This window comes from Aquirufa sp. HETE-40SA (assembly GCF_054558635.1).
In genome coordinates this window covers 726,689-753,072 of sequence record NZ_JBPXKN010000001.1, presented here as the reverse complement: position 1 = coordinate 753,072, position 26,384 = coordinate 726,689, and the positions used below count along the sequence as shown (strand labels likewise).

Sequence of the window (26,384 nt, the reverse complement as noted above, 5' to 3'; positions counted from 1 at the left end):
TTGATTGAAATCCCTGAGCCTGAAATTTTATTTGGCTGAGAGTATTTTAAAAAGCAATTCAGAAAATTATTGCGTAGCACAATTTTCAAATTGTTATTTAAAATGCCTCAGCTTAATTCTTTTCCGGTGAGGATTTCAACTCAAACACCGCCACCAACTCCGTCTTATCCGTCACCTTATTCCGGTTATCAATTCTTTGTCCAATAATCCAGGCTACGGAGCCTTTACTTAATAGGATTTGAGTGTTCTTTTTGATCGCCAAAGGTACTTTTTTGTCCGTCAGAAAATCAGAGATTAACTTCTTTTGGTTCATCCCTAAAGGGCAAAACCAATCTCCATCCTGTACTTTTCTGATTTCTAAAGGAAAATCTAGTGTGTCTGCATCGAGGCAGGCCACATTCGGATCTGTAATTGCTTTCCAGTCTGGGGTTCGTTCTTCGATAAATAGGTGAAGCTCTTGATTCCCTAATTGAATAATTTCGTCTTCCTCTGAAATAACGATGGGTTTATAGTCTGCTTGACTTTTCAATGATGCTATCCATTGACCACGGTCTATGTTCAGGGTGTGGCTAGGGGATTCAAAAATGGCTCCTACTTTTTCTGCTTGTAAGATAGCTTCGATGGACGTCGAATTGAAATGGTAGTGGAGCAAGAGCTCGGTTAGTAAAACGGTGATTTTAGGTGAAGCAGGCGGTATTTTTATCGTTGTATTTCCTGCGGAATCACTAGTACAGAACTCGCTTACAAAGGCTTGTAACTCTGCCTGCATCCAGGCTTCAATTCCCTTGATTTTTGAGCTGGTGGATGCTAAGGTTTGTTCGAAAATTGCATTTAGTTCTTGGAACTTGGGCATAATTTCGTGGCGAATGAAGTTGCGTTGGTATTTTGTCGACTCATTAGAGGAATCTTCACGCCAGGCTAGTTTATTCGCAACGACAAAGTCAAAAATAGTTTCTTGGCTAGCAAAGGATAGAGGACGAATTAGATTTCCTGATTTAATAGGAATTCCATGGAAACCTGCGATACCGGTTCCACGGACTAGGTTAATGAGCATCGTTTCCGCGCTGTCTAATTGGTGGTGACCGGTTGCAATATAATCGTACCCATCTTTCACTCGAATTTCTTCAAACCATTGATAGCGCAATATGCGCGCGGCCATTTGGGTGGAGATCTTTTCTTGTGCCGCAAATGCGTTCGTGTCGAAGCAGATGGTGTGGTAGGGAACTTTGAGCGTTTTGGCAAACTTCTTTACAAAAAGCTCGTCAGCCAAAGACTCTTCACCCCGAAGACTGAAGTTAACATGAGCAATTCCAAATTTAAATTTGGCCAAAGAAAAGAGCTTACTTAGCACGATCGAGTCGATTCCGCCACTCACGGCGATTAATATTTTCTGATCAGGTTGGAATAAATTCTCTTTTGTGACAAAATGGTTAAAATCTTCCAGCATAAATATGGTAAATTGCGAGTTCAATGGAGCTACGAAATTAGCGATTCAATTTCAAGATGCGTTACAAAGGTTGGATTTTCCTGGTTTTTTTGCTGAGTTTGCCTCTATTTATGCAAGCTCAGGGCCAATTATTGCAAGTTATTCGGGCGGATAGCTTGAATGGAATGCAGCAGGAATTAATTATGCGCAAAACCTTGATTGGTCGTGTATTACTGCAGCAAGGAACAACTACTCTTTCTTGTGATCAGGCAGTCTTAAATTCTACTACAAATAATGTGGAAGCCTATGGTCATGTGCGAATTATTCAAGCAGATACGGTGACCATTACGGGTGATACCGCCTTATACAATGGGAATTTGCGTCAGGCTTATATTAGTGGCCGAGTGAAATTAGACGACCATACCATCCTATTAAATACGCCAAAATTAGACTACGATTTGAATTCCAAAATGGCGATTTATCATTCTGGAGCTAAGATTATTGACAAGAAATCTACTTTGACAAGTCGAGAAGGATTTTATAACACGGTCACTAAAAATTTCTTATTTAAGGAAAAAGTGAAGGTGCTCGATAAGGATGGAGGAGTGGTAAAAGCTGATTCTTTAAAGTACAATACAGCCTCTAAAGAAGCTTATTTTATCGCACCCACGGAGATTGTAACCAAGAAAGATACAGTACTCACCAGTCGTGGTTTTTATAATACCATTTCGAAAGTTTCGAATTTCACGGGTCGTTCAACTGCCAAAACAGATGAATATATTTTGACGGCAGACACCTTATTTTATGATTCACCTACGCAAATTGGGGTGGCAAAAGGAAAGGTTGAATTTCTGAGTCAAAAAGAAAAGGTGATTTTAAAGGGAGATAATGGGCGTTATGCCGGGAAAACTGGAGTCACTAGGGTCTATGGTCATGCTTGGATGCAAAATATTATGGAAAAGGATACCTTGTATTTAACAGCAGACACATTGGTTTCAGTCAATATTAAAAAGGATTCCATTCGAAAGTTATATGCTTACAAAAATGTACTTATATATAAGTCCGATCTTTCTGGTAAGTGTGATTCGTTAGGTTATAATGTGCAGGACTCGATCATTCATTTTTATCAAAAGCCTATCCTTTGGACTCAAGATTCACAATCCCAAGCGGATTCAATTTCCTTGTTTATGGGAAATCAAAAGTTAAAGGAAATGCGTTTGCGCGGTAAGTCATTTGTGATTTCGATCGATTCTTTAAATCAATTTAATCAGATTAAAGGCCGAAAGATTTGGGTGCATTTTAAGGGAGACTCTAAATTGAATCGTGTCAATGTAGAAGGGAATGGAGAGAGTATCTATTATGTTATCGACGATAAAAAGGCTACTACTGGATTAAATCGGGTGGAATGTAGTCGGATGAATTTGTTTTTTGAAGATAATACAGTTAAAAGAATTGCTTTTATTACAAAGCCCGAGGCTAAGTTTGTTCCTCCCAAAGAGTGGAAAGAGGATCTCCAACAATTAGATGGTTTTCGCTGGCGAATTACAGAAAAGCCATATCTCCAAACAATCTTGAGACGTGTTGAATATCAAGATCTTGTTAAAATACCTTAAAAAGGATAGCGCATGCTAAAATTGTACTAATTTCGTCTTAACGATTTAAGAATGAAAATAGTATTGCGATATATCACTTTAATTTTAGTCCTAGCTACCTTGTTTGGATTTAAAAATGACCCTTATTTATTTCAAGGGGATCGCATTTACGTATCCCATCTTTACCCTAATCCCGCCGTTGATTTTGCCCTAGTTGATTATCAATTTTCTGGAAATAACCAGGAGGTTAAAATTGTGATCTATAATGTGTTAGGGCTGGTGGTGAAAGAAATTGACCTAGATAAAGTGGAACGCTCGGTTAAAATTTCTTTACGAGAATTAAATAGTGGACTTTATATGTATCAGCTGCTCGTTGATGGTAAACCGGTCGCCACGAAGAAGTTGATGGTCCGAAAGCAATAAAATAGTTTTTTGCAAAAAAAAAGAGCTGCCTGTATGAAACAAGCAGCTCTTTTTTTATTTAATCACTTGCCACTAAAAACCTCCCACCGTTCTTTTAATAAAAGCTGTTAAGTCAGCCCCCGTCAATAGATTTTGCGATAGTAAAGCTAGGTCAGAGATTTGTTTCGCTAGCGCTTTTTGTTCGCTTTCGTCTTTCAAATCAGCTAGTTTACTAATCAACGGGTGGTTCGCATTGATAGTGATGTTATAGGTGTTTGGCATAGCTCCAAACATTCCCATACCGCCACCGCCGGTCTTCGACATGTCACTCATTCTGCGCATAAACTCATTTTGAGTGACGATCGCAGGTAATTCATCGGGTGACATCGCCTCTACGGCTACTACTTTTTGTTTGTCATTTAGGGTTTCTTCGAAGACTTTCTTTACGCTTTCTTTTTGCGTATCCGATAAAATGGCTTCTAGTGTAATCCCGGTATCAATTAATTTGTCGACCGCATCAGCATCCACACGCTTCCATTGCGTCTTTTCTAATTTAGACTCCATCGTGTTAATGAAGTGGCTGTCGATCAGGGTATCCAATTTAATGACTGAATAACCTTTGTTTTGGGCGGATTGAATAAAGGCATCTTGTTGCTCGACGTCGGTGGTATACAAGTAAACCTTGTTTCCGTCCTTGTCTGTTTGGGCAGCTTGCACCTCTTCACTGTATTCGTCTAACGTGAAATATTTGTTATTCGTATCTTGAACTAGACAAAAATCTTTTGCTTTCTCTAAGAATTTCTCATCCGAGATCATTCCGTACTTGATGAATAAACCGATGTTCGCGAACTTCTCTTCGAAAGCAGGACGATCTGATTTGAATAATTCAGCTAACTTATCAGCTACTTTCTTCGTAATGTAAGAGTTTATTTTCTTCACATTTGAATCTGCTTGCAAGAACGAACGAGAAACGTTCAATGGAATATCTGGTGAATCGATAACCCCGTGCAATAACATCAAGAATTCAGGAACGATGTCTTTGACCTCATCGGTGATGAATACTTGGCGGCTGTAAAGGGAGATTTTTTCGCGTTGCAACTGCATCTCGTTCTTTACTTTTGGGAAATATAAAATACCCGTCAAATTAAACGGATAGTCCACATTTAAGTGAATCCAGAACAAAGGCTTCTCTTGGAAAGGATATAATTCCTCGTAGAATTTCAAGTAATCTTCGTCTGTTAAATCAGATGGGGATTTAGTCCAAATCGGGTTCGGGTTGTTGATGACCTTATCACCAAACTCAATCTCAATCGGCAAGAACTTACCGTATTTCTCTAAGATCGACTTTAATTTGAACTCCTCTAAAAACTCTTCTGAATCTTCTGCGATGTGCAAGATGATATCCGTTCCACGCGTCTTCTTTTTGGCTGATCCGATCGTGTATTCGGTAGAACCGTCGCACTTCCAAGTAGCGGCTTCAGAACCCTCTTGATACGATTTTGAGATGATCTCGACCTCTTTCGCCACCATGAAGGCAGAATAGAAACCCAGACCAAAATGTCCGATAATTCCTTTGTCATCTCCTTGGTCCTTGTATTTCTCTACGAATTCGGTCGCCCCAGAGAAGGCGATTTGGTTAATATACTTCTTGATTTCTTCCGCGGTCATACCGATACCGTTGTCAGAAATCGTGATGGTCTTTTTGTCTTTATCAAAACTTACTTTAACCTTCAATTCTCCCAATTCGCCATTAAATTCGCCAATGGAACTTAAGCGCTTAATTTTTTGGGAGGCATCTACGGCGTTCGAAACTAGCTCACGAAGGAAAATCTCGTGATCCGAATAGAGAAATTTCTTGATAATGGGAAAAATGTTCTCGGTGTGAATGGAGATGTTACCTGTTTCTTTCATATTTATTAAAATTAATAATCCTAAATTTGGACTACCTTTTGCAATTTTAATTCCAAGTCGGCAGGAGGTGTCACATTGTCAGTTTTTATGAGAAAACTTGCCTTTCTTTTATTCCTTTCATTCGCAGTTCATGCCCAGCAGGAATCTTTGCGAATGGCCTATCCATTTCTCCCGTTAGCTATTAATCCAGCGGATGCGGGGGTGCAGAAGATTTTTTCTGCGAAAGGTGTTTTTCGCAGAAAGCCACTATTTCAAACAATAGGTGGAGCTACTTCGTCACAGCAATTTATGAGCATCGATATGCCATTGCAAAAGGGAAGCTGGGGATTGGGATTTTTGGGATTCAATACGGATCAATCCTTCGCTACTTCTTCCGGCATGATATCATCGAATTTAGGTTTAGCTGCTGTTATTTCAAAGCATTGGAATTGGGGTCGGGGTCATCAATTAAGTGTGGGGGCTAATTCTGGAATTAATCAATACCCCATTTTAGGGAAATCAGGTTCTAGTGAAATGCTCGCCAACGTGGGGGTAGGAATTGCTTATCGAAAGGAGGCGCTGACTCTTGGTATTTCGAAACCAACTATTCGTTTGGATGGACTGGGAGATTCGCCACTTTATTTGCAGGCTTCTTATTATTTTCCAGTCGCTGATTTGCATAATTTAAAATTAGGAACCGTCATTCGAGAGGATCAAGAAACTAAAATTGACATGAATGCGGTGTTTTGGTTTCAAGAAAAAGTTGGTTTCGGATTATGGTACCAACAGACCGGTTCAGAGTTCGGTGATCCAGCACTTTTGGGATCAATCGAAGTACCTTTAGGAATCAATTTTAAGGTAGGCTACTCGTATGATTTTCTGGGCAAAAACGTGACCACTTTAGGTAGTTCCACCACGAGCGAAGCCTCTGGTTTTCATCAAATTTTTCTAAGTTACAACCTGGATTTTGGACTGGGTAAGTTAGGTCTATTTAGACCTTAAAAGAGTACGGTTATTATTGGTGATTTTAGGGGAAAAAATTGAAATTATTAAAGAATTTTAATGACTCTTTTCTACTAGCTACAAATCCTCAGAAATTTGTGCTCTTATAGCTAAAAAACCCGGTAGAAATTAGGGTTATTTTGCTGAGCAAATAGTAAATTGCGTAGATTTTAGCGTTTAATAAGATGTTAGAATTAATACTAAACCAAAACATTGAAACATTTCTTTGGCCTAAAGCCTAGAAAATTAACTTATGGATCCATTTTCCTACGTAGCCAATGCCGACACGCAAGTTATAGCTGACTTGTATGAGGCGTACAAACAAGATCCCAATTCGGTAGATAGCTCTTGGAGAGATTTCTTCAAAGGTTTCGACTTTTCTCAAACCTGGTTAGGCGAGGGAGCTCCTTCGGGCGCTGTTTCAGCAGATTCAAGCCACGTTCAGAAAGAAATGGCGGTTATCTCATTGATTAAGGCATTCCGTTCAAGAGGCCACTTATTAGCTAAAACTAACCCGGTGCGTGAGCGCAAGGATCGTAAGCCACGTCTAGATTTGGCTGATTATTCGTTGTCTGATGCGGATTTAGATACCGTATTCCAAGCGGGATCTTTCATGGGTTTAGGTGCAGTGACTTTGCGCACGATTCAAGCAGCTTTACATAAAATCTATGCTGGTTCTGTTGGTTTCGAATATTCTTATATCCGCGACGTACAGCAAAAAGAGTGGTTACGTAATAAAATCGAGAAGGAAGCCCTTTCTTTCAAGCCTACTTTTGAGGAGAAAAAGCACATTCTTCAGAAGATGAATGAGGCGGTTGTTTTTGAGAACTTCTTAGGAACAAAATATTTAGGCCAAAAGCGTTTCGGCCTTGAAGGTGGTGAATCCACTATCGCCGGTTTAGATGCGATTATCAATGTGGCAGCTGATGCGGGTGTGAAGGAGGCGATGATCGGGATGGCGCACAGAGGTCGTTTGAACGTTTTGGCAAACATCATGCACAAATCTTACGAAGCAATCTTTGATGGTTTCGAAGGAAATGTACCACATGAGATTCATGGTGATGGTGATGTGAAATACCACTTAGGTTATTCAAGCAAGCATATTTCTCCAAAAGGAAGCGAGATTTCATTGAAATTAGCTCCTAATCCATCGCACTTAGAAGCGGTAAATCCTTTAGTAGAGGGTTTCTGTCGTGCGAGTGCAGATGCGCATTATAACGGAGATTACGATAAAGTATTACCTATTTTAATTCACGGAGATGCGGCGGTTGCCGGTCAAGGTATCGTATATGAGGTAACTCAGATGGCTAAATTAAATGGATATTGCACAGGTGGAACGATCCACTTTGTGATCAATAACCAGGTAGGTTTTACGACTGACTTTGAAGATGCTCGTTCGGCGATTTATTGCACAGATGTGGCTAAAATCATCGATGCGCCAGTATTCCACGTGAATGGAGATGATCCAGAAGCGGTGGTATTTGTGTCTCGTATGGCGGCAGAATTCCGTCAAGAATTTAATCGCGATGTATTTGTGGATATGGTTTGTTACCGTCGTAATGGCCACAACGAATCAGATGAGCCTCGTTTTACGCAGCCTACGTTGTATGCGAACATCACGAATCACCCAAACCCACGCGAGGTTTACACACAACAATTAATCAAGAATGGCGAGATCGAGGCTAAATTAGCCGAAGAAATGGATTCCGCTTTCAAAGCTGAATTACAGGCTCGTTTAGATATGGTGAAGCAAAAAGTAAGCCCACCCTATGTTCCCTTGAAATTAGATAATCGCTGGTCAGCGCTTCGTTTCTCAAACGAAACGGATTTCGATTCGTCTCCTAAAACGGCGATCTCGAAAGAGGTGATTGATTCAGTAGCGAAAGCCTTGACTTCATTGCCTAAAGGTTTTACTGCCTTAAAGCAAATCGAAAAAGTAATCGCAGATCGCAAAGGCTACTTCGAAAAAGGCCAATTAAACTGGGCTACGGCTGAATTATTAGCCTATGGTTCACTTCTTTTAGAAGGCAAACCAGTTCGTTTATCCGGTCAAGATGTGCAGCGTGGTACGTTCTCTCACCGTCACGTCGTATTACACGATGCGAACACGAATGAGAACTACAATTCGTTAAACCACATTAAAGAGGGTCAAGAGCAAGCGCAGATTTATAACTCCTTACTTTCTGAGTACGGCGTATTAGGTTTTGAATTTGGTTATGCCTTAGCGAATCCAGATGCCTTAGTTATTTGGGAAGCACAGTTTGGTGACTTCGCCAATGGCGCTCAAACCATGATTGACCAATTCGTTTCATCTCACGAATCGAAGTGGGGTACCCAGAATGGTTTGGTGATGTTATTGCCGCACGGTTATGAGGGACAAGGTCCAGAGCACTCGAATGCGCGTCCAGAGCGTTTCTTGCAGTTAGCTGCCGAAAACAACATGATCGTGGCGAACTTAACGACGCCAGCGAATATTTTCCACGCTTTACGTCGTCAATTAACTTGGGATTTCCGCAAGCCATTAGTGGTGATGTCGCCTAAGTCGATTTTCCGTCACCCGAAAGTGGTTTCGCCTATGGAAGAGTTTACCAAAGGTAAATTCCAAGAGGTGATCGGTGATAGCTATGCTGATAAGGCCAAAGTGAAGAAGGTATTACTTTGCTCAGGTAAAGTATACTTCGATCTATTGGATCGTCAAGAAAAAGATAAGCGCAAGGATGTGGCGATTGTACGTTTGGAACAATTACACCCATTCCCTACGAATCAAGTAGATGCAGAATTAGCCAAATACAAAGGCGCTGACGTATATTTCGTGCAAGAAGAACCGGAAAACATGGGCTATTGGTCGTTTGTGATCCGTGAATTTGGCTGGTCTAAATTCAAAGGTTTAGTAGCGCGTAAAAAATCAGCTTCTCCTGCGACTGGATTCTTGAAAGTTCACGGCGTAGAGCAAGCAAACCTAATTAACAAAGCATTCGAATAATAGAATTATTATGGCTATAGAAATGAAAGTGCCCGCTGTGGGCGAGTCGATTACGGAAGTGACCGTTGCTACTTGGAACAAAAAGGAAGGCGATCACGTGAAATTAGACGAGGTTTTGTGCGAATTAGAATCGGACAAAGCGACCTTTGAATTGCCTGCAGAGGCGGAAGGTGTGTTGCATATTGTGGCGAAAGAAGGCGATGTTCTTCCGATCGGCGCTATCATCTGTACGATTGAGGCAGGTGGAGCAACGGCTTCAGTGAAAGTGGCAGATGCGGCACCAGCGGCAGCCGTTGCTGCGGCAGCCGTTGCTGCGGCAGCGACTCCAGCACCAGCCCCTGCACCTTCGGCGGGTCCTACGTCTGTTTTAGAAGTAAAAGTTCCTGCAGTAGGGGAGTCGATCACGGAAGTGACAGTTTCTGTTTGGAATAAGAAAACAGGGGATAGCGTTTCTTTAGACGAAGTACTTTGCGAATTAGAATCAGATAAAGCGACGTTCGAATTGCCAGCTGAATCAGCGGGTGTATTAGAAATCGTAGCGGAATCAGGAACGGTAGTTCCGATTGGAGGAATTTTGGCAAGAATCACCGTAGGAGGTTCAATAGCTGCGGCAGCTCCTGCCCCAGCAGCAGCGCCATCTGCTCCAGCAGCTCCAGCTTCTTCTGGGGATGCGACTTATGCAGCGGGTCACCCATCTCCAGCAGCAGCAAAAATATTAGATGAAAAAGGAATCTCCGCTGCTTCGGTAGCAGGTTCAGGCGTAGGTGGTCGCATCACAAAAGAGGATGCGGTTGCTGCAGTTAAACCAGCTTCGGCATCGGCTCCAGCCGCTTCTGCTCCGGCAGCAGCGACATCAGATCGTACACGTCGCGAAAAAATGAGCTCATTGCGTAAGACAGTGGCTCGTCGTTTAGTAGCAGTGAAGAATGAAACAGCGATGTTGACGACGTTTAACGAAGTCGATATGAAACCAGTGATGGATCTTCGCGGTAAATACAAAGATAAATTCAAGGAGAAACACGGTGTAGGCTTAGGCTTTATGTCGTTCTTCACGAAAGCAGTTTGCGTGGCTCTAAAGGAGTACCCTTCTGTGAATGCAAAAATCGATGGAGACGAAATCGTATTCCACGATTATTGTGATATTTCCATTGCAGTATCTGCGCCGAAAGGCTTAGTAGTTCCTGTGATTCGTTCTGCGGAAAACTTGTCTCTAGCGGGAATCGAATCAGAAGTGGTTCGTTTAGCAGGTAAGGCACGTGAGAACAAATTGAGCTTAGAGGAAATGAGTGGCGGTACATTCACCATTACGAATGGGGGGGTATTTGGTTCGATGTTATCGACTCCGATTATCAACGCACCACAAGTGGCGATCCTAGGTATGCACAATATCGTAGAGCGTCCAGTGGTGGTAGATGGTCAAATCGTCATCCGTCCTATCATGTACTTAGCCTTATCCTACGATCACCGTATTATCGATGGTCGTGAGTCGGTAAGCTTCTTAGTTCGCTTAAAGCAACTTTTAGAGGACCCAGCTCGTTTATTATTAGATATTTAATCAATTGGATAGGCCTTTAGGGGCCTATTCGCTTTCAATCGCCTATATGCAAGATTTTGATGTAGTAGTTATTGGTTCTGGCCCAGGAGGATACGTTTCGGCGATCCGTTCGGCTCAATTAGGTTTCAAAGTAGCCATCATTGAGAAATATGCCGTGATGGGTGGAACTTGTTTAAATGTGGGATGTATTCCTTCCAAAGCGCTTTTGGACTCGTCTGAGCATTATTACAATGCCGTTCATAGCTTCGAAGAGCATGGAATCGATATCGCGAAGCCGAAGGTGAATATGGGCCAAATGATCAAGCGTAAAGCAGGTGTGGTTTCGAATTTGAATGCAGGTATCTCGTATTTGATGAAGAAAAATAAGATCACCACTTTCTATGGTTTGGGTTCATTTGATTCCGCTAAAACGGTGAAAGTGACGAAAGAAGATGGTTCTTCTGAAGTAATCTCTGCTAAAAATATTATCATTGCAACCGGTTCTAAGCCGACGATCTTACCTTTTATCCCCGTGGATAAGGAGCGTATCATTACATCGACGGAGGCCCTAAAGATGAAAGAAGTTCCGAAACACTTAATTGTGATCGGTGCCGGAGTAATTGGTGCTGAATTAGGTTCGGTTTATGCGCGTTTAGGTGCTAAAGTTTCTTTCGTTGAATTTGCGGATAGCATGATTCCGACGATGGACAAGACAATGGGAAAAGAATTACAGAAGTCGATTGCCAAAATGGGCGCCGATTTCTACCTTTCACACAAAGTGACTTCTGCGGCTGTTAAAGGCAAAGAAGTAACGGTGAAAGCGCAAGATTCCGCTGGAAACGAAGTCGAAATCAAAGGTGACTATTGCCTAGTATGTATCGGTCGTCGTCCGTATACAGATGGTTTAAACTTAGCTGCGGCTGGTTTGACGGCTGATGAACGTGGTCGTGTGGCAGTAGATGAGCACACGCTTCAAACTTCGGTTCCAGGCATTTATGCGATTGGTGACGTAGTTCGTGGTGCGATGTTAGCGCACAAAGCGGAGGAAGAAGGAACCTTTGTTGCGGAAGTAATTGCAGGTCAAAAACCACACATCAACTACAATTTAATTCCAGGTGTTGTTTATACTTGGCCAGAAGTGGCTGCTGTGGGAAAGACAGAACAAGAATTAAAAGCAGCTGGCATCGCTTACAAAGAAGGTTCATTCCCATTCAAAGCCTTAGGTCGCGCGATTGCATCGGGTGATGTGGATGGCGTATGTAAGGTGTTAGCTGATGCAACAACAGATGAGATTTTAGGTGTTCACATCATCGGTGCTCGTGCAGCTGATATGATTGCGGAAGCAGTTGTTGCGATGGAATACCGTGCTTCAGCTGAAGATGTAGCTCGCATGTCTCACGCGCACCCAACGTATACGGAGGCGATGAAAGAGGCTTGTTTAGCGGCTACGGCGAAGAGGTCGATTCATTCTTAATTCAAAGAATAGAGCATAAAGCACAAATAATAAAGTTGGAATCGCCTTTGGCGATGAATTTAGGGGATGCAAATTTGCATTTCACTATACTAAAAAAGGGGTCGAATTTCGAGCCCTCTTTTCACGTACTTTATGCTTTATTCTTTGTGCTTTATGCTTTTAAATAATCCTTATTCGATATCCAACTCCTCAAAATTAACTTTCTTCGCCCTCGCATAAAAGCGCCATGATAGCAGGGCAGAAGAACAAACTAAACTAGCAGTTAATCCTACCCAGATGCCCACGGCACCTACTTTTTCATAAATACCGATATAGTAGCAAAGTGGAATTCCGACTCCCCAATAGGATATAACGGTAATGGCGGTAGGGATTTTGTAATCCTGAAGTCCACGTAATAAGCCGAGTGAAACGGCTTGAATGCCATCAAAAAGCTGGAATATCGCGCCCCAAACGACCAACGTAACTGCGATAGTAATTACCGGTAATTCTTGTGTATAACCCCGGACCAGGTATTCGCGGCCGAAGAAAAACAATAGGGCACAGGCACCCATAAATAAGAGGGAAAGGATTAATGCTGCTTTGCCAGACTCTATGATTCCAGCACGGTTTCGTTCGCCAATGGCTGTTCCCACATTAATTCCACCTGCCACTGCGATCCCAGTAGCCATCATATATGTAATGGAAGCCATATTAATAGCCACAATATGAGCTGCTTGAGCGGTAACAGAAATCCAACCCATCATAACAACGGCCATACCAAAAGTCGCAATCTCAAAGAAACCTTGCATTCCAGAAGGTATTCCGATGCGAAGAATATTTTTTTCTAAGACATTCTTGACCACATGTACATGTCCTTTACGCAGATAAGGCTTGAACTCCTCTCTTGTAAATACATAAATAGCGAGTGTTCCCGCCATGAATAAACGGGACAGTAAGGTGGAAATGCCAGATCCGAATAAACCCAAGGCTGGAAAACCCCACAAACCATTGATCAAAATATGGTTACCAAATACATTTAAAGCCAATGCGATGATGGTAATTGTCATCCCTACAGTAGTCCGTTGCAATCCATCCATGAAGCTTTTCAGGGCGATGAACCAGAATATAGGTAAAACGGATACCGATATTAAACTTAAGAAGGGTAATGTTAAGGCTTTGTTTGCCTCTGTCTGTCCAAATAAGTCGTAGTTTAAACTAACGATGTACGTGATCAGGATGGTGATTAGGCCTAAAAAGGTAGCTACTCGCAGGTTTGCGCGCAATAGATTTCCACATTCCGTTTTGTCACCCTCAGCCACGGCTTTAGAAACCATGGGGGATACAATTTGTATGCAAATGATTCCTATAACCGCAATTGTAAAAAATATAGACTGCGCCATACCAGAAGCACCGAGGCTTTCGGCGGCACCGGTGGACATTTGGCCTACTTGAATCGTATCCGCAAGGCCCATTAGCATCACGCCCAATTCGCCTACCACGATAGGTAAGGCCAATTGGACGGTCTGTTTGATTTTAGGAAAAAGGGACATTAGATACGGACGATTTCTGCACCGATGGCATTTAGGCGTGTATCAATGTTTTGGTAACCGCGATCGATTTGTTCGATGTTATCGATGATCGAAGTTCCGTTCGCTGACATCGCTGCGATTAAAAGGGAAACACCCGCACGGATGTCTGGTGACGACATGCGGATTCCTTTTAATGTTTGCTTGCGGTCGAATCCAACAACCGTTGCGCGGTGTGGATCGCAAAGGATGATTTGGGCACCCATTTCGATCAAACGGTCAACGAAGAATAGACGGGATTCGAACATTTTTTGGTGGATTAAGACCGTTCCTTTGGCCTGAATCGCTGTCACTAAAATGATCGATAATAAATCGGGTGTGAAACCTGGCCACGGGTGGTCAGAGATCGTTAACATCGACCCATCGATGAAGTTTTCTAATTCGTAATGTTCTTGAGATGGGATGAAAATATCATCGCCACGGAATTCCATTTTGATTCCTAGTTTTTTGAAAACCTCAGGAATGATGCCTAATTCAGGGATTTGGCAGTTTTTGATCGTGATTTCTGATTGTGTCATCACGGCTAAGCCGATGAATGAACCGATCTCAATCATATCTGGAAGCATCGTGTGCTCTGTACCATGTAATACATCTACACCTTCGATGATCAACATGTTAGATCCGATACCGGAGATTTTCGCTCCCATGCGGTTCAACATCTTGCTCAATTGTTGCAAATAAGGTTCGCAAGCGGCGTTATAGATGGTTGTTTTTCCTTTGGCTAAAACGGCAGCCATCAAAATGTTTGCTGTACCTGTTACAGACGCTTCGTCTAATAACATGTACGCACCTTGTAATTGTGACGCATCTACTTCGTAGATTCCGCCATCTTCTGGGCTATAGTTGAACTTAGCACCTAATTTCATAAAGCCAAAGAAGTGGGTATCCAATCTTCTGCGGCCGATTTTGTCTCCACCTGGGGAAGGAATACGTCCTTTTTTGAAGCGGGCTAACGTAGGTCCAAGAAGCATAACTGAGCCACGAAGCGCAGCCGCTTTCTTCTTGTAGGTATCTGAATCTAAGTAATCAATGTTGACTTGTGAGGCATCGAATTCAATGCTGGATTCCGATAAACGACGCATGCTCACGCCCATATCGCCTAATAAATCAATTAATTGATTGACGTCGCGAATGTTCGGGATATTGTGGATGGTTACAGGCTCTGCTGTTAAAACCACGGCACACAAGATCTGTAATGCTTCGTTTTTTGCTCCTTGAGGAGTAATTTCTCCTTTTAAACGGCGGCCACCGGTTACTTTAAATGATGCCATAAATGATTACTTATTTTTACGGAAATTGTTATTTCGGTTGTTGTTATTGTTGCTTCTGAAGTTATTCTTCCGGTAGTTATTGTTCCGGTTATTGTTGTTGCTATTCGGATATTCCGGTGCGTTATACGCGTTTCTAGCGTTATTTGCCACCTTAGCGTGTCCTAATCCCTCTTGCGAAAGCTCATCCACGATAGTGCCTAATAGGTTTTCTGACATCTCTTTAATGTTTTGCCAAATCACCGCATCGTCCACCGATTCCTTGTTCCAGGTTACGTAAAAACCTTTCATCAAGCGGGCGATGTACGCTACTAATATTTTCTTGTCTTCTACTTTTTCTTCAGCGATGGCACGAAGAATTAATAACTCGACGTTGCGGCCATAATGCTTGAAACGCAAGTTGTGCTGGTTGTACGCCACTTTACGCGGTGCTTTACCTAGTGATTCCGGAGATGGAGAAGGGAAGGGGCCCTGAACATTCAATTCAAAATTCGACATGATGTACAAATCATCCCACAATTTTTTTGTGTAGTCTTGGGTATTATCCTTCATATTCGGGTGAATTTGTTTCATCACCTCTACCATCAAAAACGCGTATTTTGTCCGTTGCTCTTCATCGGCAATAGTCAAAATATAATTCACTAATTTTTGAACACTTGATCCGTATTCTTTCATATTTCTGTGCTCTTAAAGCATTAAATTCAGTATAATGCGCGGTACTGCGACGAGTAAGAAGACGATAATCGCCCAAATAGCCATCACTAAAACCGCTCCCGCGGCATAATCTTTGGCCTTCTTCGCTAATTCACTTTTCTCCGGCGAAACCAGATCTGTGATACGCTCTAAAGAGGTATTCAGCAATTCAGCCACCCAAACGCCGGCCACCGCTAAGGAAATCCATAACCATTCTGACGCCTCAAACCCGACTTTCCAGCCCACATAAATCACGACAGCCGTGCTCACCAAATGAAAACGCGCATTGCGCTCATTTTTGATGAGTTCCACTAGTCCATTGATCGCGTGCTTTAAACCAAACATCTTAGAATTCAGCCGTTTTAGGGGTACGAGGGAAAGGAATCACGTCACGGATATTGCTCATACCCGTCACAAACAGCACTAAGCGCTCGAATCCAAGGCCAAATCCAGCGTGTGGTGCAGATCCGAATTGACGCGTTTCTAAATACCACCAGATGGATTCTTCTTCGATTCCCACCTCTTTCGTACGTTGCAATAATTTCGCATAATCATCTTCACGCTGCGATCCACCGATGATTTCTCCAATGCCTGGGAATAAAACGTCCATCGCACGAACCGTTTTTCCGTCCTCATCTAGTTTCATATAGAACGCTTTGATGTCTTTCGGGTAGTTCGTTAAGATAACCGGTTTTTTGAAGTGTTTCTCTACTAAATAACGCTCGTGCTCTGATTGAAGGTCGATTCCCCATTCAACTGGATAAACGAATTTACCATTCTTGTGCGCTTTCGAATTCAATAAGATGTCGATCGCTTCTGTATAGGTCAAGCGTTCGAATTCGTTTTCTGTCACGAAACGTAATTTCTCTGACAAGCTTAATTCCGATTGCTCTTCTTTCTTTTTGTTCTTTTCCTCTTCGATTAAGCGCTTTTCTAAGAATGCAATATCATCTGCGCAGTGATCTAAGGCGTATTTGATACAGAATTTAGTGAAGTCTTCCGCTAAATCCATGTTGTCTACTAATTCATTAAATGCAACCTCTGGCTCGATCATCCAGAACTCCGCTAAGTGGCGGGTGGTGTTCGAATTTTCCGCACGGAAAGTAGGTCCGAACGTATACACTTTGGACAAAGCCATCGCTCCTAATTCTCCCTCTAATTGTCCTGAAACCGTTAAATTGGTCTCTTTCCCAAAGAAATCTTCCTTGTAGTCCACTTTGCCCTCTTCCGTTAACGGAGGATTGATAGGGTCCAAAGTCGTCACGCGGAACATCTCGCCAGCTCCCTCTGCATCCGATCCCGTAATGATGGGAGTATGTAAGTAGAAGAAACCGTTGTTATTGAAATAGGTGTGAATCGCATAGGCCAAAGCATGGCGAATACGCAATATCGCAGAGAATGTGTTCGTCCGGGGACGTAAGTGCGCAATCTCGCGCAAGAACTCTAAAGAGTGTTTCTTAGGCTGTAATGGGTATTTCTCCGGGTCCGCTGTTCCGTACACCTCGATGGAAACCACTTCCACTTCTACGTTTTGGCCTTGTCCTTGTGAAGCAATTAATTTACCCGTAACGGCGATACAAGATCCCGTAGTCACTAATTTCAACGTTTCTTCTGAAACAGTTCCCTCGGATACCACCGCTTGAATATTGTGGATGGTCGAACCATCATTGATCGCAATAAACGCGACAGAAGAGGAAACTCTTTTCGTACGAACCCATCCTTTCACGACGATGCTTTGCTGCGTGGGTGTTAAACCTAGTATTTCTTTGATTTGCATAAATGACTCGGGCATTATTAATAAAAAGGCCTCAATAGAGGCAATAACCCTCAAAAATACGGATAAAAAACCGATTTATTTTATTTATTTGTAATTAAAAATCGGCTTATCTTTGGTGTAGATTATTTAGACAATGCAGGGATTATCCTTAAAACAGAATCAACAACAGAACCTCTCGCCACAACAGATACAGTATATCAAGTTGTTGCAGATACCTACCGCAGAATTAGCGGCTAGGATTGAGGAGGAATTAGAGGATAATCCTGCTTTAGAGGAAGGCTTAGATCATAATGAGGAGCAAGAACCCCGCGAAACCTTAGATGACCTGGAGCGTGAGGAGATGGAAGTGGGGGATTATCTGCAAGATGAATATGCTGGCTACAAGATGGCCGGAGATTCCTATGATCCCAATGAGGAGACGCGCGAACGCCCTTTGGCCACCGAATCAAGCACCCAAGAATATTTATTGAACCAAATCCGTTACGTCGTTCGTACCGAGCGCGAAGAAATTCTCGCCCAGCAAATCATCGGTTCCTTAGAAGAGGACGGCTATTTGCGTCGTAATATTGAAAGCATCGTGAACGATCTTGCCTTCACCCAAGGCTTTGAAACGGATTACGATGAAGTGGAGCAAGTATTGTTCAAAGTACAGTCCTTAGATCCGGCCGGTATCGCCGCTCGTTCCTTGCAAGAATGTCTTTCCTTGCAAATGCACCGAAAAGAGTCAGACGCACCAGCTCATCTAATCGCTATACGTTTAGTGGATGATTTTTTTGAGGAGTTCTCCAAAAAGCACTTTAGCATTTTATTGACTAAACTTGCCATCACAGAAGAAGAGCTCAAAAAGGCGATGCAAGTCATCACCCATTTGAATCCCAAACCAGGTGGGGGAGATGACGCTCCCATCGCCCCGTATTTACAACCGGATTTCATCATCACGAATCAAAACGGCAAGATTGAGATCAAAATCAACGGAAAAAACGCCCCTGAGCTTCGGGTTTCCCGTGCTTTCCAAGAAATGTTGCAGACCTACGACAAAGGCGACAAGCAGCAAAAGGATATCAAAGAAGCCGTTACGTTTATCAAACACAAATTAGATTCCGCTTCTTGGTTCATTTCAGCCATTCAGCAACGCCAAGGAACCTTGATGAAAACCATGGAAAGTATTGTGACAAAGCAATATGATTTCTTTTTAACGGGAGATGAAGCGGTATTAAAGCCATTAAAGATGAAGGAAATCGCTGCCATGATCGAAATGGATATTTCCACCGTATCTCGAGTGGTTTCGGCGAAGTCAGTTCAGGCCGATTTTGGTATTTATCCTCTAAAATACTTCTTCTCCGAAGGTATCACCCACGAATCTGGAGAGGATTTCTCTACCCGTGAAGTGAAGAACATCTTGCGCGAGATTATCGAGCAAGAACCTAGCTCAGAACCGCATTCAGATGAGGATTTAGAGCAATTATTACTCGAGCGCGGCTTTGTCGTGAAGCGCAGAACCGTCGCTAAATACCGCGATCAGCTGGGGATTCCGGTGGCGAGGTTAAGGAAACATTTATAATCAGTTTCTTGATTAGGAATTCAATGTAATTTACTTACCTTTGGAGTTAGTAACGCAATGCGTCATTATGATCAAGTCCTTCGGTTCTAAAGAAACTTTAATAATTTGGAATGGAGAGAGGTCAAAACGCTTACCATTTGAAATTCAAGAGATTGCGCGTAGAAAATTACGTATGATTCAAGCCTCAGAGAATATAAATGACTTGCGAATTCCACCTGCAAATAGATTGGAAAAACTCACTGGTTCAGAATTTTATAGTATTCGCATAAACGATCAGTGGCGAATTATTTTCAAATGGATAAATAACTCAGCAGAAGAAGTAGAAATTGTAGATTATCATTGATATGGAAAACTTGAAAAACATACACCCTGGAGAGGTTTTATTAGAGGAATTTCTAGTTCCTATGGGTATTTCTGCATATCGTTTAGCGAAAGAAATTAATATACCTCAAACACGTATTTCAGAAATTTTAAGAGGTCGCCGCCGTGTGACGGCAGACACAGCCTTGCGTTTGTCTTTGTTTTTTGGTAATTCTGTGAAATTCTGGATGGGTTTGCAGGATGATTTTGATATTGAAGAGGAATTAAGATTAAAGAAAAATGAATTTGATTTAATTCGTAAATATGAATTTGCATAAGCTATGACTTTCAACTACTTAAAGCTCCACCGCAACGGTCCCATCTGGACGCTGACTTTACATCGTCCTGAGGTATATAATGCCTTGAACGCCGGATTAATTCATGAAATCAGGGTAGTAGCCGAAGCGGCACAGATCAACGACGAGGTGCGTGTTTTAGTGATCACGGGAGAGGGTAAAGCCTTTTGTTCGGGAGCAGACTTGAAGTCCGGAGTGAGTGACCCTAATCTGGGAAATGTGTTGTGTTCTACCTACAACCCGATGATTACTGCCTTGCGTGGTTTAAACAAACCCGTTATTGGAGCTATTAATGGGGTAGCGGCTGGTGCAGGCTGTAGTTTAGCCTTAGCCTGTGATTATATCCTTGCGCACGAGGATGCATATTTTTCTGAATTATTTGTCCAAATAGGTTTAGCCATGGACGCGGGTTCAACCGCCTTTTTAATGCAGTCAGTTGGGTATCACCGTGCATTTGATTTAGCAACTACCGGTAGGAAGGTGGGGGCAAAAGAGGCGAAAGAGATAGGTTTAGTGGCTGAAGTCGTTTCAGGGGCTGAATGGGAGGCTAAGGTACAAGAAACGGCGGTTACCTTCTCAAAGAAAGCTACTTTAGCAATCTCGTTAATGAAGCGTAGCTTGCAAAGGGCTTATAATCAGGATTTAGTAGCGACACTAGCCTCTGAGGCAGAGGAGCAAACAATCCTCGGGCACAGCGAAGACTTCGCGGAAGGTGTGACTGCTTTTATCCAGAAAAGAGCTCCTCAATTCAAAGGGAAATAATTTTTGAAAATTTTAGAGGATAGTTTTTCATTTTGCCAAAGAAATTCTACCTTTGCAATCCCGAAAGGGCAATGGTTGCGTAGCTCAACTGGATAGAGCATCTCACTACGGATGAGAAGGTTTGGGGTTCGAATCCCTACGCGACCACATAAATGAAAAGACCTGTACGAAAGTGCAGGTCTTTTTTGTTTTTTCTTCTATCTTTAAGCAACCTATTTAAATACTATGAAGAAAATCCTATGCCTGTGCTTTCTAGCACCCTCTCTACTTTTTGCTCAAGAAATTAAAGTACCTACCGGTTTTAAAGTCGATGAAATTGGTAAAGATCTGGGTGCTACGCGTCATTTAGCTGTTTCGAAGCAGGGCGATGTATATGCCAAATTATCCAAATTGAAAGAGGGTAAAGGAATTATCATGTTGAAAGACAAGGATAAAGATGGAGTGTATGAAGAACAAGCCCTCTTAGGGAATTATACAGGGACAGGGATAGCAATACATGATGATTACTTTTATGCTTCTTCTAATAAAGGAGTATTTCGCTATCGATTAAATGAAAAGGGCGAGGTAGCGGATTGGACTAAATTCGAAACGATTGTGGATGGATTGCCAGATCATGGTCGGGATAATGCGAAGTCTTTTACGTTTGATCAGGATCGTAAGCATATGTATGTGACCATCGGATCATGGAATGATTCGTGCAGAGAGCCCGGGACTGGAAAAGGGATGAGTCCTTGTGCGATTTTAGATTCTGCGGGTGGTGTTTGGCGTTTTGATGCAGCTAAATTGAATCAAGGTTTTGCGGATGGAACGCGTTTTGCGACCGGTTTAAAGAATGCAGTTGGAATTGTTTGGAATAATTCTACGAAGTCCTTGTTTGCAATGGCCCACGGACGTGGTCAATTCCATGATTTTTATCCACAATATTATACTCCAAAACAAAGCCAAGAGCTTCCTTCTGAAGCGATGTATGAATTCAAAAAGGTGGGAGATGATGCAGGATGGCCATATATCTATTACGACCATATCCAAAAGAAGAAAATAGTCGCTCCCGAGTATGGAGGAGATGGGAAGAAGACGGGTGGAGAAAATGCCTTAAATCCTGTAGTGGCTTTTCCAGCTCACATGGGACCTAATGATATCTTATTTTACACCGGAAATAGCTTTCCAGCCCGCTACAAAAATGGGGCATTTGTCGCATTTCATGGTCAATCAGCAGAATTAAAGAAGGGTTATTTTGTTGCCTTCGTTCCATTCAAGAATGGAAAACCGTCTGGGCCATGGGAGATCTTTGCAGATAATTTTTCGGGCCAGGATTTAGCAAAACCGACTGGGCCCATTGAACACCGTCCTTGTGGTTTAGCTCAAGGACCTGATGGCTCTTTGTTTGTATGTGATGATTTGAATGGAAGTATTTGGAAGATAAGTTTTAAGAAATAAGTATTTTAAATGGTTAAATACAATACGAAAGACTGGATAACCTTTATTTTTCGTTTTCATCAATCGGATACGTTTCGAAAATTATTGCCTTTGATGGTTTTAATTGGGGTGTATTCAGGTTTGGTTTGCTTTTTAGAAGAAGAGGTTTTTCATCTTGGAGAAGACAGTTTAGTCAAAAACATTTCTGTGATGCACAGTATGTTAGGATTTGTTATCTCTTTATTACTAGCCTATCGGACTAATACGGCCTATGATCGTTGGTGGGAAGGGCGAAAATTGTGGGGTACTTTAGTGAACAATAGTAGAAATTTAGCCTTAAAAATAGCAGTCATCTTAGAAAATGAAATAGATCGTCACTTTTTCCAAAAAGTGATTCCTTTATATTCTCACATTCTTCAAAAATATTTAGCTGATGATGAAGCAGGTTTAGTCCTTTTCGAAGGCCTTGATTTAGATATTGACCACGCGAAACATAAACCAAATCAGGTGGCGAAAATGCTCTTTAAAAAGACGGATGAATTATATAAATCGGGAAAAATCTCAGGACATCAACTGCTCTATATCAATTCCGAATTACAATCTTTTACAGACGTATGCGGTGCGTGTGAGCGTATCAAAAATACGCCTATTCCTTATTCCTATAGTGCTTTCATTAAGAAATTTATCTTCTTCTATGTGATGACTTTGCCATTTAGCTACACCTTTATTCTGAGCTACTATGTGATTCCTGTGGTAGTTTTTATTTTTTACGTATTAGCTAGTCTGGAATTAATCGCGGAGGAAATTGAGGATCCTTTTGGTAACGACGCAAATGATTTACCTACGGAGAAAATTGCGGCCAATATCAAAAAGCACGTGGACGAAATATTTGTGTCGAATTAAACGTTATTTCAAAGCTTTCTGAAGCACACTACTATGCCCATCAATAGCCTTGGGATCGTAGTTTAATCCGAGGATTTTGGCCACAAAAGGATAGACATTCACATTTTCGAATCCGTCTACTATAAGACCAGATTTAATGGAAGGCCCCCATGCCTGGAAACTAGCACGCATTTCTGGCAATGCGGGATCAAAACCGTGTTTGCCTTTAGAGGTTTTGCGAGTGGAAAGGTTAAATACTTGAGGGAGTTTTGGCACTAATAAAAGATCTCCTAAACGATTAAAGCGATCATCTGATTTGCGGTAATGCCAATGTGCAGGCGTCTCGTCCAGCAGAAACGTTGTAAATCGGGTATCTTTCTTCAATTCCTGGTAGGTAGAATCAATTTTTGAAGGATCTTTGGTATAAACGTGCAACAAAGCATCGCCCCAAGGCACTTGAAACGCAGATGTATTCAAGGCAGCAGGTTTGCCAATCGTATTTACATTATCCACCTCCTTCATTCCGTGATCAGAGACAAAAACGAAGTTGATGGGCAACCCTAAAGGGGCTACCGCTGCCTCTAAATCTGCTATCGCTTGATCCACAAATTGCACAGAGTTCTTAACGCGTGGATCTTCTGGGCCATATTCATGTGCATCATGATCTACCTCGGGAAAATAAAAGGTAATTAAATGAGGCCTTTTTTCTGCCGGCAGCGAAAGCCAATTTTTGACCTGCGCAATACGTGTTTTGATGTCAATAACTTCGTTATAAACATAATAATAAGAGGGATAAGTATCTTGAATATTCGCTTCTGATGCTACCCAGTAGAAGCTAGCTGCCATCATCTGCTGTTTCTCCGCTAACACCCAAAGTGGCGTCCCCCCATACCATTTTCCCTCAGCCACCATTTTCTTGTTGGCCATTCGGTATTCTTGACCTGAATTCACGTCTAAGTAGGTGTTATCCACCAAACCATGGTGCGCAGGATACAACCCGGTAACGATGGAATAGTGATTAGGGAAAGTCAAGGTGGGGTAGGAGGCCTGCATGTAGTTTGCCTTTACACCTGTTGACTCTTTTGATTGAAGGAATTTAGCTCCGTATTTATGGGAAAAGTCGGAACGGAATCCATCGGCTGAAATAAGGATAACATAGGGCTTTTCTTGTTGAATCTTCGCATTCGATCTACCCGCTATGATATGTTGGGCGGTATCTTGAGCCCAGCTGGTGAAGCTAATTATCAACAAAAAAGTCAATATTCTCATTTATTTCTTTTTCCAAAATTTACCACCAGACTTGCCACCACCCGGCTTACCGCCAGACTTACCTTTATATCCTCCAAATGAGCTCTTTTGAGCAGCCGGATTATATTCCGGCGTCTCTCCAAATTCCTCCGGAACGGCCGCTTTTGTTACCTCTTTCTCTAAGAGATCCTCAATGGTCTTAAACTTACGTTGCTCAGATTCTGTAATAAAGGTATATGCCGTTCCTTTTGTCTGCGCCCGCGCTGTACGACCGATGCGGTGGATATAATCCTCGCCGTCATTAGGCACATCGTAATTGATCACTAATTCGATCTCGTCGATGTCAATACCCCGACTTAAGATATCGGTAGCTACTAAAATCTTCGTTTTCTTATTTCTAAAATCTTGTAAAACTTGTTCACGTACTTCTTGCTCTAAATCAGAGTGAATCTCCTCCACCGAGAAACGAGCACGCTTTAAATCCGAGGTGAGGGATTTGACGTTTTGTTTTTTAGAACAGAAAACAATCACGCGGGTATAATCTTGCAACTTTAATAGGTGCTTTACGAGCGGACTTTTCTGTTTTTCATACACTACAAAAGCCTCCTGAACAATTTGCTCTGGGGGTTTCGAAACGGCGATATTGATTTCAACCGGATTATCTAATAGTTTTTGGGCCAAAGTCTTCATCTTAGGCGCAAATGTCGCCGAGAACAACAAGTTCTGACGCTTCTCAGGTAAGAATGAAATAATCTTCATCAAATCATCCGAAAATCCCATATCGAGCATGCGATCCGCCTCGTCCAATACTAAATAACTACAGTGCTTTAAGTTCACATATCCCATATTTAAATGGGCAATCATGCGACCTGGAGTGCAAACTACGATATCTACACCGCTCGTTAACGCTGTTTTCTCAGTGGTAAAGGAATTTCCATCCCCTCCACCATATATGGCAATCGAACTTACATTAGCGAAATAGCCTAATCCTTCCATATTTCCGGCGATTTGAATCGCTAGTTCACGGGTTGGAACGATAATCAGGGCATTGATGTGATCCTCCGGATGAGGTTCTGTGATTAATTTATGGATGATGGGTAAAAGAAAGGCTGCCGTTTTACCAGTTCCTGTCTGGGCTGAGGCTAAAATGTCGCGGCCCGCTAATATGGGTTGTATAACTTGGGATTGAACCGGCGTAGCGGTTTTATATCCCATGGAACTAATACCGTCTAATATTTGTGGGCTGAGCCCGAGTTCTTCAAATGTCAAAATCTAGTTGTTTATGTTATCTCGGTAATGGAGGGCATTCTTTGGGTGAAGGTATGTGAAATATGATTTGGAATTGTGTTGTAACGACATGATCCGTTGTGTAGGGTCTTTTAGCCGGAATTAACAATTTTGGGTTAAATACTTTATCCGTATTTGTACTAGCCAGTTGGGGGAAAATACTTGGGGTTAAATTAGTTAAGTAGCCTAACTCAAAACCAAAGTCAATTTTATCATTTAATTTGTACCGTAAACCCAAATGAAGTGGAATGGCGATTCCAACGGATGGGACCACTTCAGCGGGATTCGTTATGGTTTCCGGAATAGTACTTAATGTAGGTAGAGGCGCTGGTGTTGGTATGGGTGAGGGAGGTTGAAGATAATAATTCAAGGTTTTAGGAGCGCTTTTCAATCCTCCTGAATAACCTGTGCCATCTACTCTTGAAATACTTGGGTTATTGGATATGACTGAAATTCCAAGTGAGATATAAGGTTTGATGGGACTTCTTTTGAGCACATATTCGTCATTTCCCAAAATTTCATATAGGCCTTTTGCGCTGATTTCGATGATATTATTACTAGTCGAAAAAACCATATTTTGCAAAGTGATGTCCGTAGGAATTTTTGTGAATGATACCTCTTCGCCCTTTAATTGAATGAAATTGCCGCTAAATCGGTAACTGAATTTTTTGTGAAAATGTCGGGTGAAACTCGCTCCTAAATTAAAGGAGGTTTTCGAATTGATCCAATTAGAAAAATAGCCTAAATCCTGATTCGAATAGAAATATTGCGAACTTCCTGCACCTAAGGTAATGGAATTATGTGCCTGAAAAGGGGCTCCTTTGTATCCCTGTTGACGCTTTTGTTTTTGAAACCACATTTGTTGTCCACTACTGGTAGGCTGATAGAGCAAAAAAGAAAGAAGAGACAACAAAAGTATTCGAATCATAATCAGTTAAATGCTAAGCTTTAAAACAAATATACTCA

Annotated in this window: 22 protein-coding genes and 1 tRNA gene; 13 read left to right on the top strand and 10 right to left on the bottom strand. The window is 42.0% G+C overall.

Annotated features, from left to right (window positions below):
- Positions 1-112: 112 nt before the first annotated feature.
- Entirely contained in the window at positions 113-1,447 is a 1,335-nt protein-coding gene (gene tilS, locus ACRZ9O_RS03450) for a tRNA lysidine(34) synthetase TilS (protein ID WP_459456384.1), read from the bottom strand.
- Between the two features lie 110 nt (positions 1,448-1,557).
- On the opposite strand from tilS, the gene ACRZ9O_RS03445 reads away from it, so the two are divergent.
- A complete protein-coding gene (locus tag ACRZ9O_RS03445) occupies positions 1,558-3,039 on the top strand; it encodes an OstA-like protein (RefSeq protein ID WP_459456382.1) in 1,482 nt (493 codons plus the stop codon).
- Positions 3,040-3,090: 51 nt separating this feature from the next.
- Positions 3,091-3,441: a T9SS type A sorting domain-containing protein gene (locus ACRZ9O_RS03440; protein ID WP_459456380.1), complete on the top strand. Its 351-nt coding sequence runs from the start codon at positions 3,091-3,093 to the stop codon at positions 3,439-3,441.
- A 72-nt stretch (positions 3,442-3,513) separates the two neighbouring features.
- Here the strand turns inward: ACRZ9O_RS03440 and htpG are convergent, their stop codons facing one another.
- Positions 3,514-5,331 (bottom strand): molecular chaperone HtpG, encoded by a 1,818-nt coding sequence (gene htpG / locus ACRZ9O_RS03435; protein ID WP_459456378.1) that lies wholly within the window; start codon positions 5,329-5,331, stop codon positions 3,514-3,516.
- An 87-nt stretch (positions 5,332-5,418) separates the two neighbouring features.
- Between htpG and ACRZ9O_RS03430 the strand changes: the two genes are divergently transcribed.
- The 4 genes from ACRZ9O_RS03430 to lpdA all read left to right on the top strand — a co-directional run bounded on the left by ACRZ9O_RS03430 (position 5,419) and on the right by lpdA (position 12,303).
- On the top strand, positions 5,419-6,312 hold the full coding sequence (locus ACRZ9O_RS03430) for a type IX secretion system membrane protein PorP/SprF (protein WP_459456376.1): 894 nt from the start codon (positions 5,419-5,421) through the stop codon (positions 6,310-6,312).
- Positions 6,313-6,565: 253 nt separating this feature from the next.
- Complete coding sequence (locus tag ACRZ9O_RS03425; RefSeq protein WP_459456374.1) at positions 6,566-9,295, top strand: 2-oxoglutarate dehydrogenase E1 component; 2,730 nt, start codon at positions 6,566-6,568, stop codon at positions 9,293-9,295.
- A gap of 10 nt (positions 9,296-9,305) precedes the next feature.
- On the top strand, positions 9,306-10,850 hold the full coding sequence (gene odhB / locus ACRZ9O_RS03420) for a 2-oxoglutarate dehydrogenase complex dihydrolipoyllysine-residue succinyltransferase (RefSeq protein WP_459456372.1): 1,545 nt from the start codon (positions 9,306-9,308) through the stop codon (positions 10,848-10,850).
- A 46-nt stretch (positions 10,851-10,896) separates the two neighbouring features.
- Complete coding sequence (gene lpdA / locus ACRZ9O_RS03415) at positions 10,897-12,303, top strand: dihydrolipoyl dehydrogenase (RefSeq protein WP_459457034.1); 1,407 nt, start codon at positions 10,897-10,899, stop codon at positions 12,301-12,303.
- Positions 12,304-12,473: 170 nt separating this feature from the next.
- On the opposite strand, the gene ACRZ9O_RS03410 is transcribed toward lpdA, so the two are convergent.
- Genes ACRZ9O_RS03410 through asnS form a run of 5 tightly spaced genes read right to left on the bottom strand, consistent with a single transcriptional unit; the run spans position 12,474 to position 17,606 of the window.
- Positions 12,474-13,832, bottom strand: coding sequence for an MATE family efflux transporter (locus ACRZ9O_RS03410; protein ID WP_459456370.1), 1,359 nt, complete (start codon positions 13,830-13,832; stop codon positions 12,474-12,476).
- Complete coding sequence (murA, locus tag ACRZ9O_RS03405) at positions 13,832-15,139, bottom strand: UDP-N-acetylglucosamine 1-carboxyvinyltransferase (protein ID WP_130923522.1); 1,308 nt, start codon at positions 15,137-15,139, stop codon at positions 13,832-13,834. The genes ACRZ9O_RS03410 and murA overlap by 1 nt, the downstream gene beginning before the upstream one ends.
- Positions 15,140-15,145: 6 nt before the next feature.
- Positions 15,146-15,811 carry a DUF4290 domain-containing protein gene (locus ACRZ9O_RS03400; RefSeq protein ID WP_130896225.1) on the bottom strand — a complete coding sequence of 222 codons (666 nt, stop codon included), beginning with the start codon at positions 15,809-15,811 and terminating at the stop codon, positions 15,146-15,148.
- 12 nt (positions 15,812-15,823) lie between these two features.
- Entirely contained in the window at positions 15,824-16,174 is a 351-nt protein-coding gene (locus ACRZ9O_RS03395) for a diacylglycerol kinase family protein (protein ID WP_459456366.1), read from the bottom strand.
- Between the two features lies 1 nt (position 16,175).
- Positions 16,176-17,606 carry an asparagine--tRNA ligase gene (gene asnS / locus ACRZ9O_RS03390; RefSeq protein WP_459456364.1) on the bottom strand — a complete coding sequence of 477 codons (1,431 nt, stop codon included), beginning with the start codon at positions 17,604-17,606 and terminating at the stop codon, positions 16,176-16,178.
- Positions 17,607-17,739: 133 nt separating this feature from the next.
- Between asnS and rpoN the strand changes: the two genes are divergently transcribed.
- From rpoN to ACRZ9O_RS03355, 7 genes are all read left to right on the top strand, one after another.
- A complete protein-coding gene (gene rpoN / locus ACRZ9O_RS03385) occupies positions 17,740-19,167 on the top strand; it encodes an RNA polymerase factor sigma-54 (protein ID WP_459456362.1) in 1,428 nt (475 codons plus the stop codon).
- A gap of 67 nt (positions 19,168-19,234) precedes the next feature.
- Positions 19,235-19,510, top strand: coding sequence for a type II toxin-antitoxin system RelE/ParE family toxin (locus tag ACRZ9O_RS03380; RefSeq protein ID WP_459456360.1), 276 nt, complete (start codon positions 19,235-19,237; stop codon positions 19,508-19,510).
- 1 nt (position 19,511) lies between these two features.
- Positions 19,512-19,805 carry a HigA family addiction module antitoxin gene (locus ACRZ9O_RS03375; protein WP_459456358.1) on the top strand — a complete coding sequence of 98 codons (294 nt, stop codon included), beginning with the start codon at positions 19,512-19,514 and terminating at the stop codon, positions 19,803-19,805.
- Positions 19,806-19,808: 3 nt separating this feature from the next.
- On the top strand, positions 19,809-20,585 hold the full coding sequence (locus ACRZ9O_RS03370; RefSeq protein ID WP_459456356.1) for an enoyl-CoA hydratase/isomerase family protein: 777 nt from the start codon (positions 19,809-19,811) through the stop codon (positions 20,583-20,585).
- Positions 20,586-20,658: 73 nt separating this feature from the next.
- Positions 20,659-20,732 (top strand) — tRNA-Arg (locus tag ACRZ9O_RS03365).
- A gap of 78 nt (positions 20,733-20,810) precedes the next feature.
- On the top strand, positions 20,811-22,022 hold the full coding sequence (locus tag ACRZ9O_RS03360) for a PQQ-dependent sugar dehydrogenase (RefSeq protein WP_459456354.1): 1,212 nt from the start codon (positions 20,811-20,813) through the stop codon (positions 22,020-22,022).
- 9 nt (positions 22,023-22,031) lie between these two features.
- Positions 22,032-22,904, top strand: a complete 873-nt coding sequence (locus tag ACRZ9O_RS03355; protein ID WP_459456352.1) for a bestrophin family protein — start codon at positions 22,032-22,034, stop codon at positions 22,902-22,904.
- Positions 22,905-22,907: 3 nt separating this feature from the next.
- Here the strand turns inward: ACRZ9O_RS03355 and ACRZ9O_RS03350 are convergent, their stop codons facing one another.
- From ACRZ9O_RS03350 to ACRZ9O_RS03340, 3 genes are all read right to left on the bottom strand, one after another.
- On the bottom strand, positions 22,908-24,152 hold the full coding sequence (locus ACRZ9O_RS03350) for an alkaline phosphatase family protein (protein WP_459456350.1): 1,245 nt from the start codon (positions 24,150-24,152) through the stop codon (positions 22,908-22,910).
- Positions 24,153-25,346: a DEAD/DEAH box helicase gene (locus ACRZ9O_RS03345; RefSeq protein WP_459456348.1), complete on the bottom strand. Its 1,194-nt coding sequence runs from the start codon at positions 25,344-25,346 to the stop codon at positions 24,153-24,155.
- A gap of 70 nt (positions 25,347-25,416) precedes the next feature.
- The gene (locus ACRZ9O_RS03340; protein ID WP_459456346.1) at positions 25,417-26,346 is read right to left on the bottom strand and encodes a hypothetical protein; all 930 of its coding nucleotides are present in this window, start codon (positions 26,344-26,346) and stop codon (positions 25,417-25,419) included.
- Between the last annotated feature and the right edge of the window lie 38 nt (positions 26,347-26,384).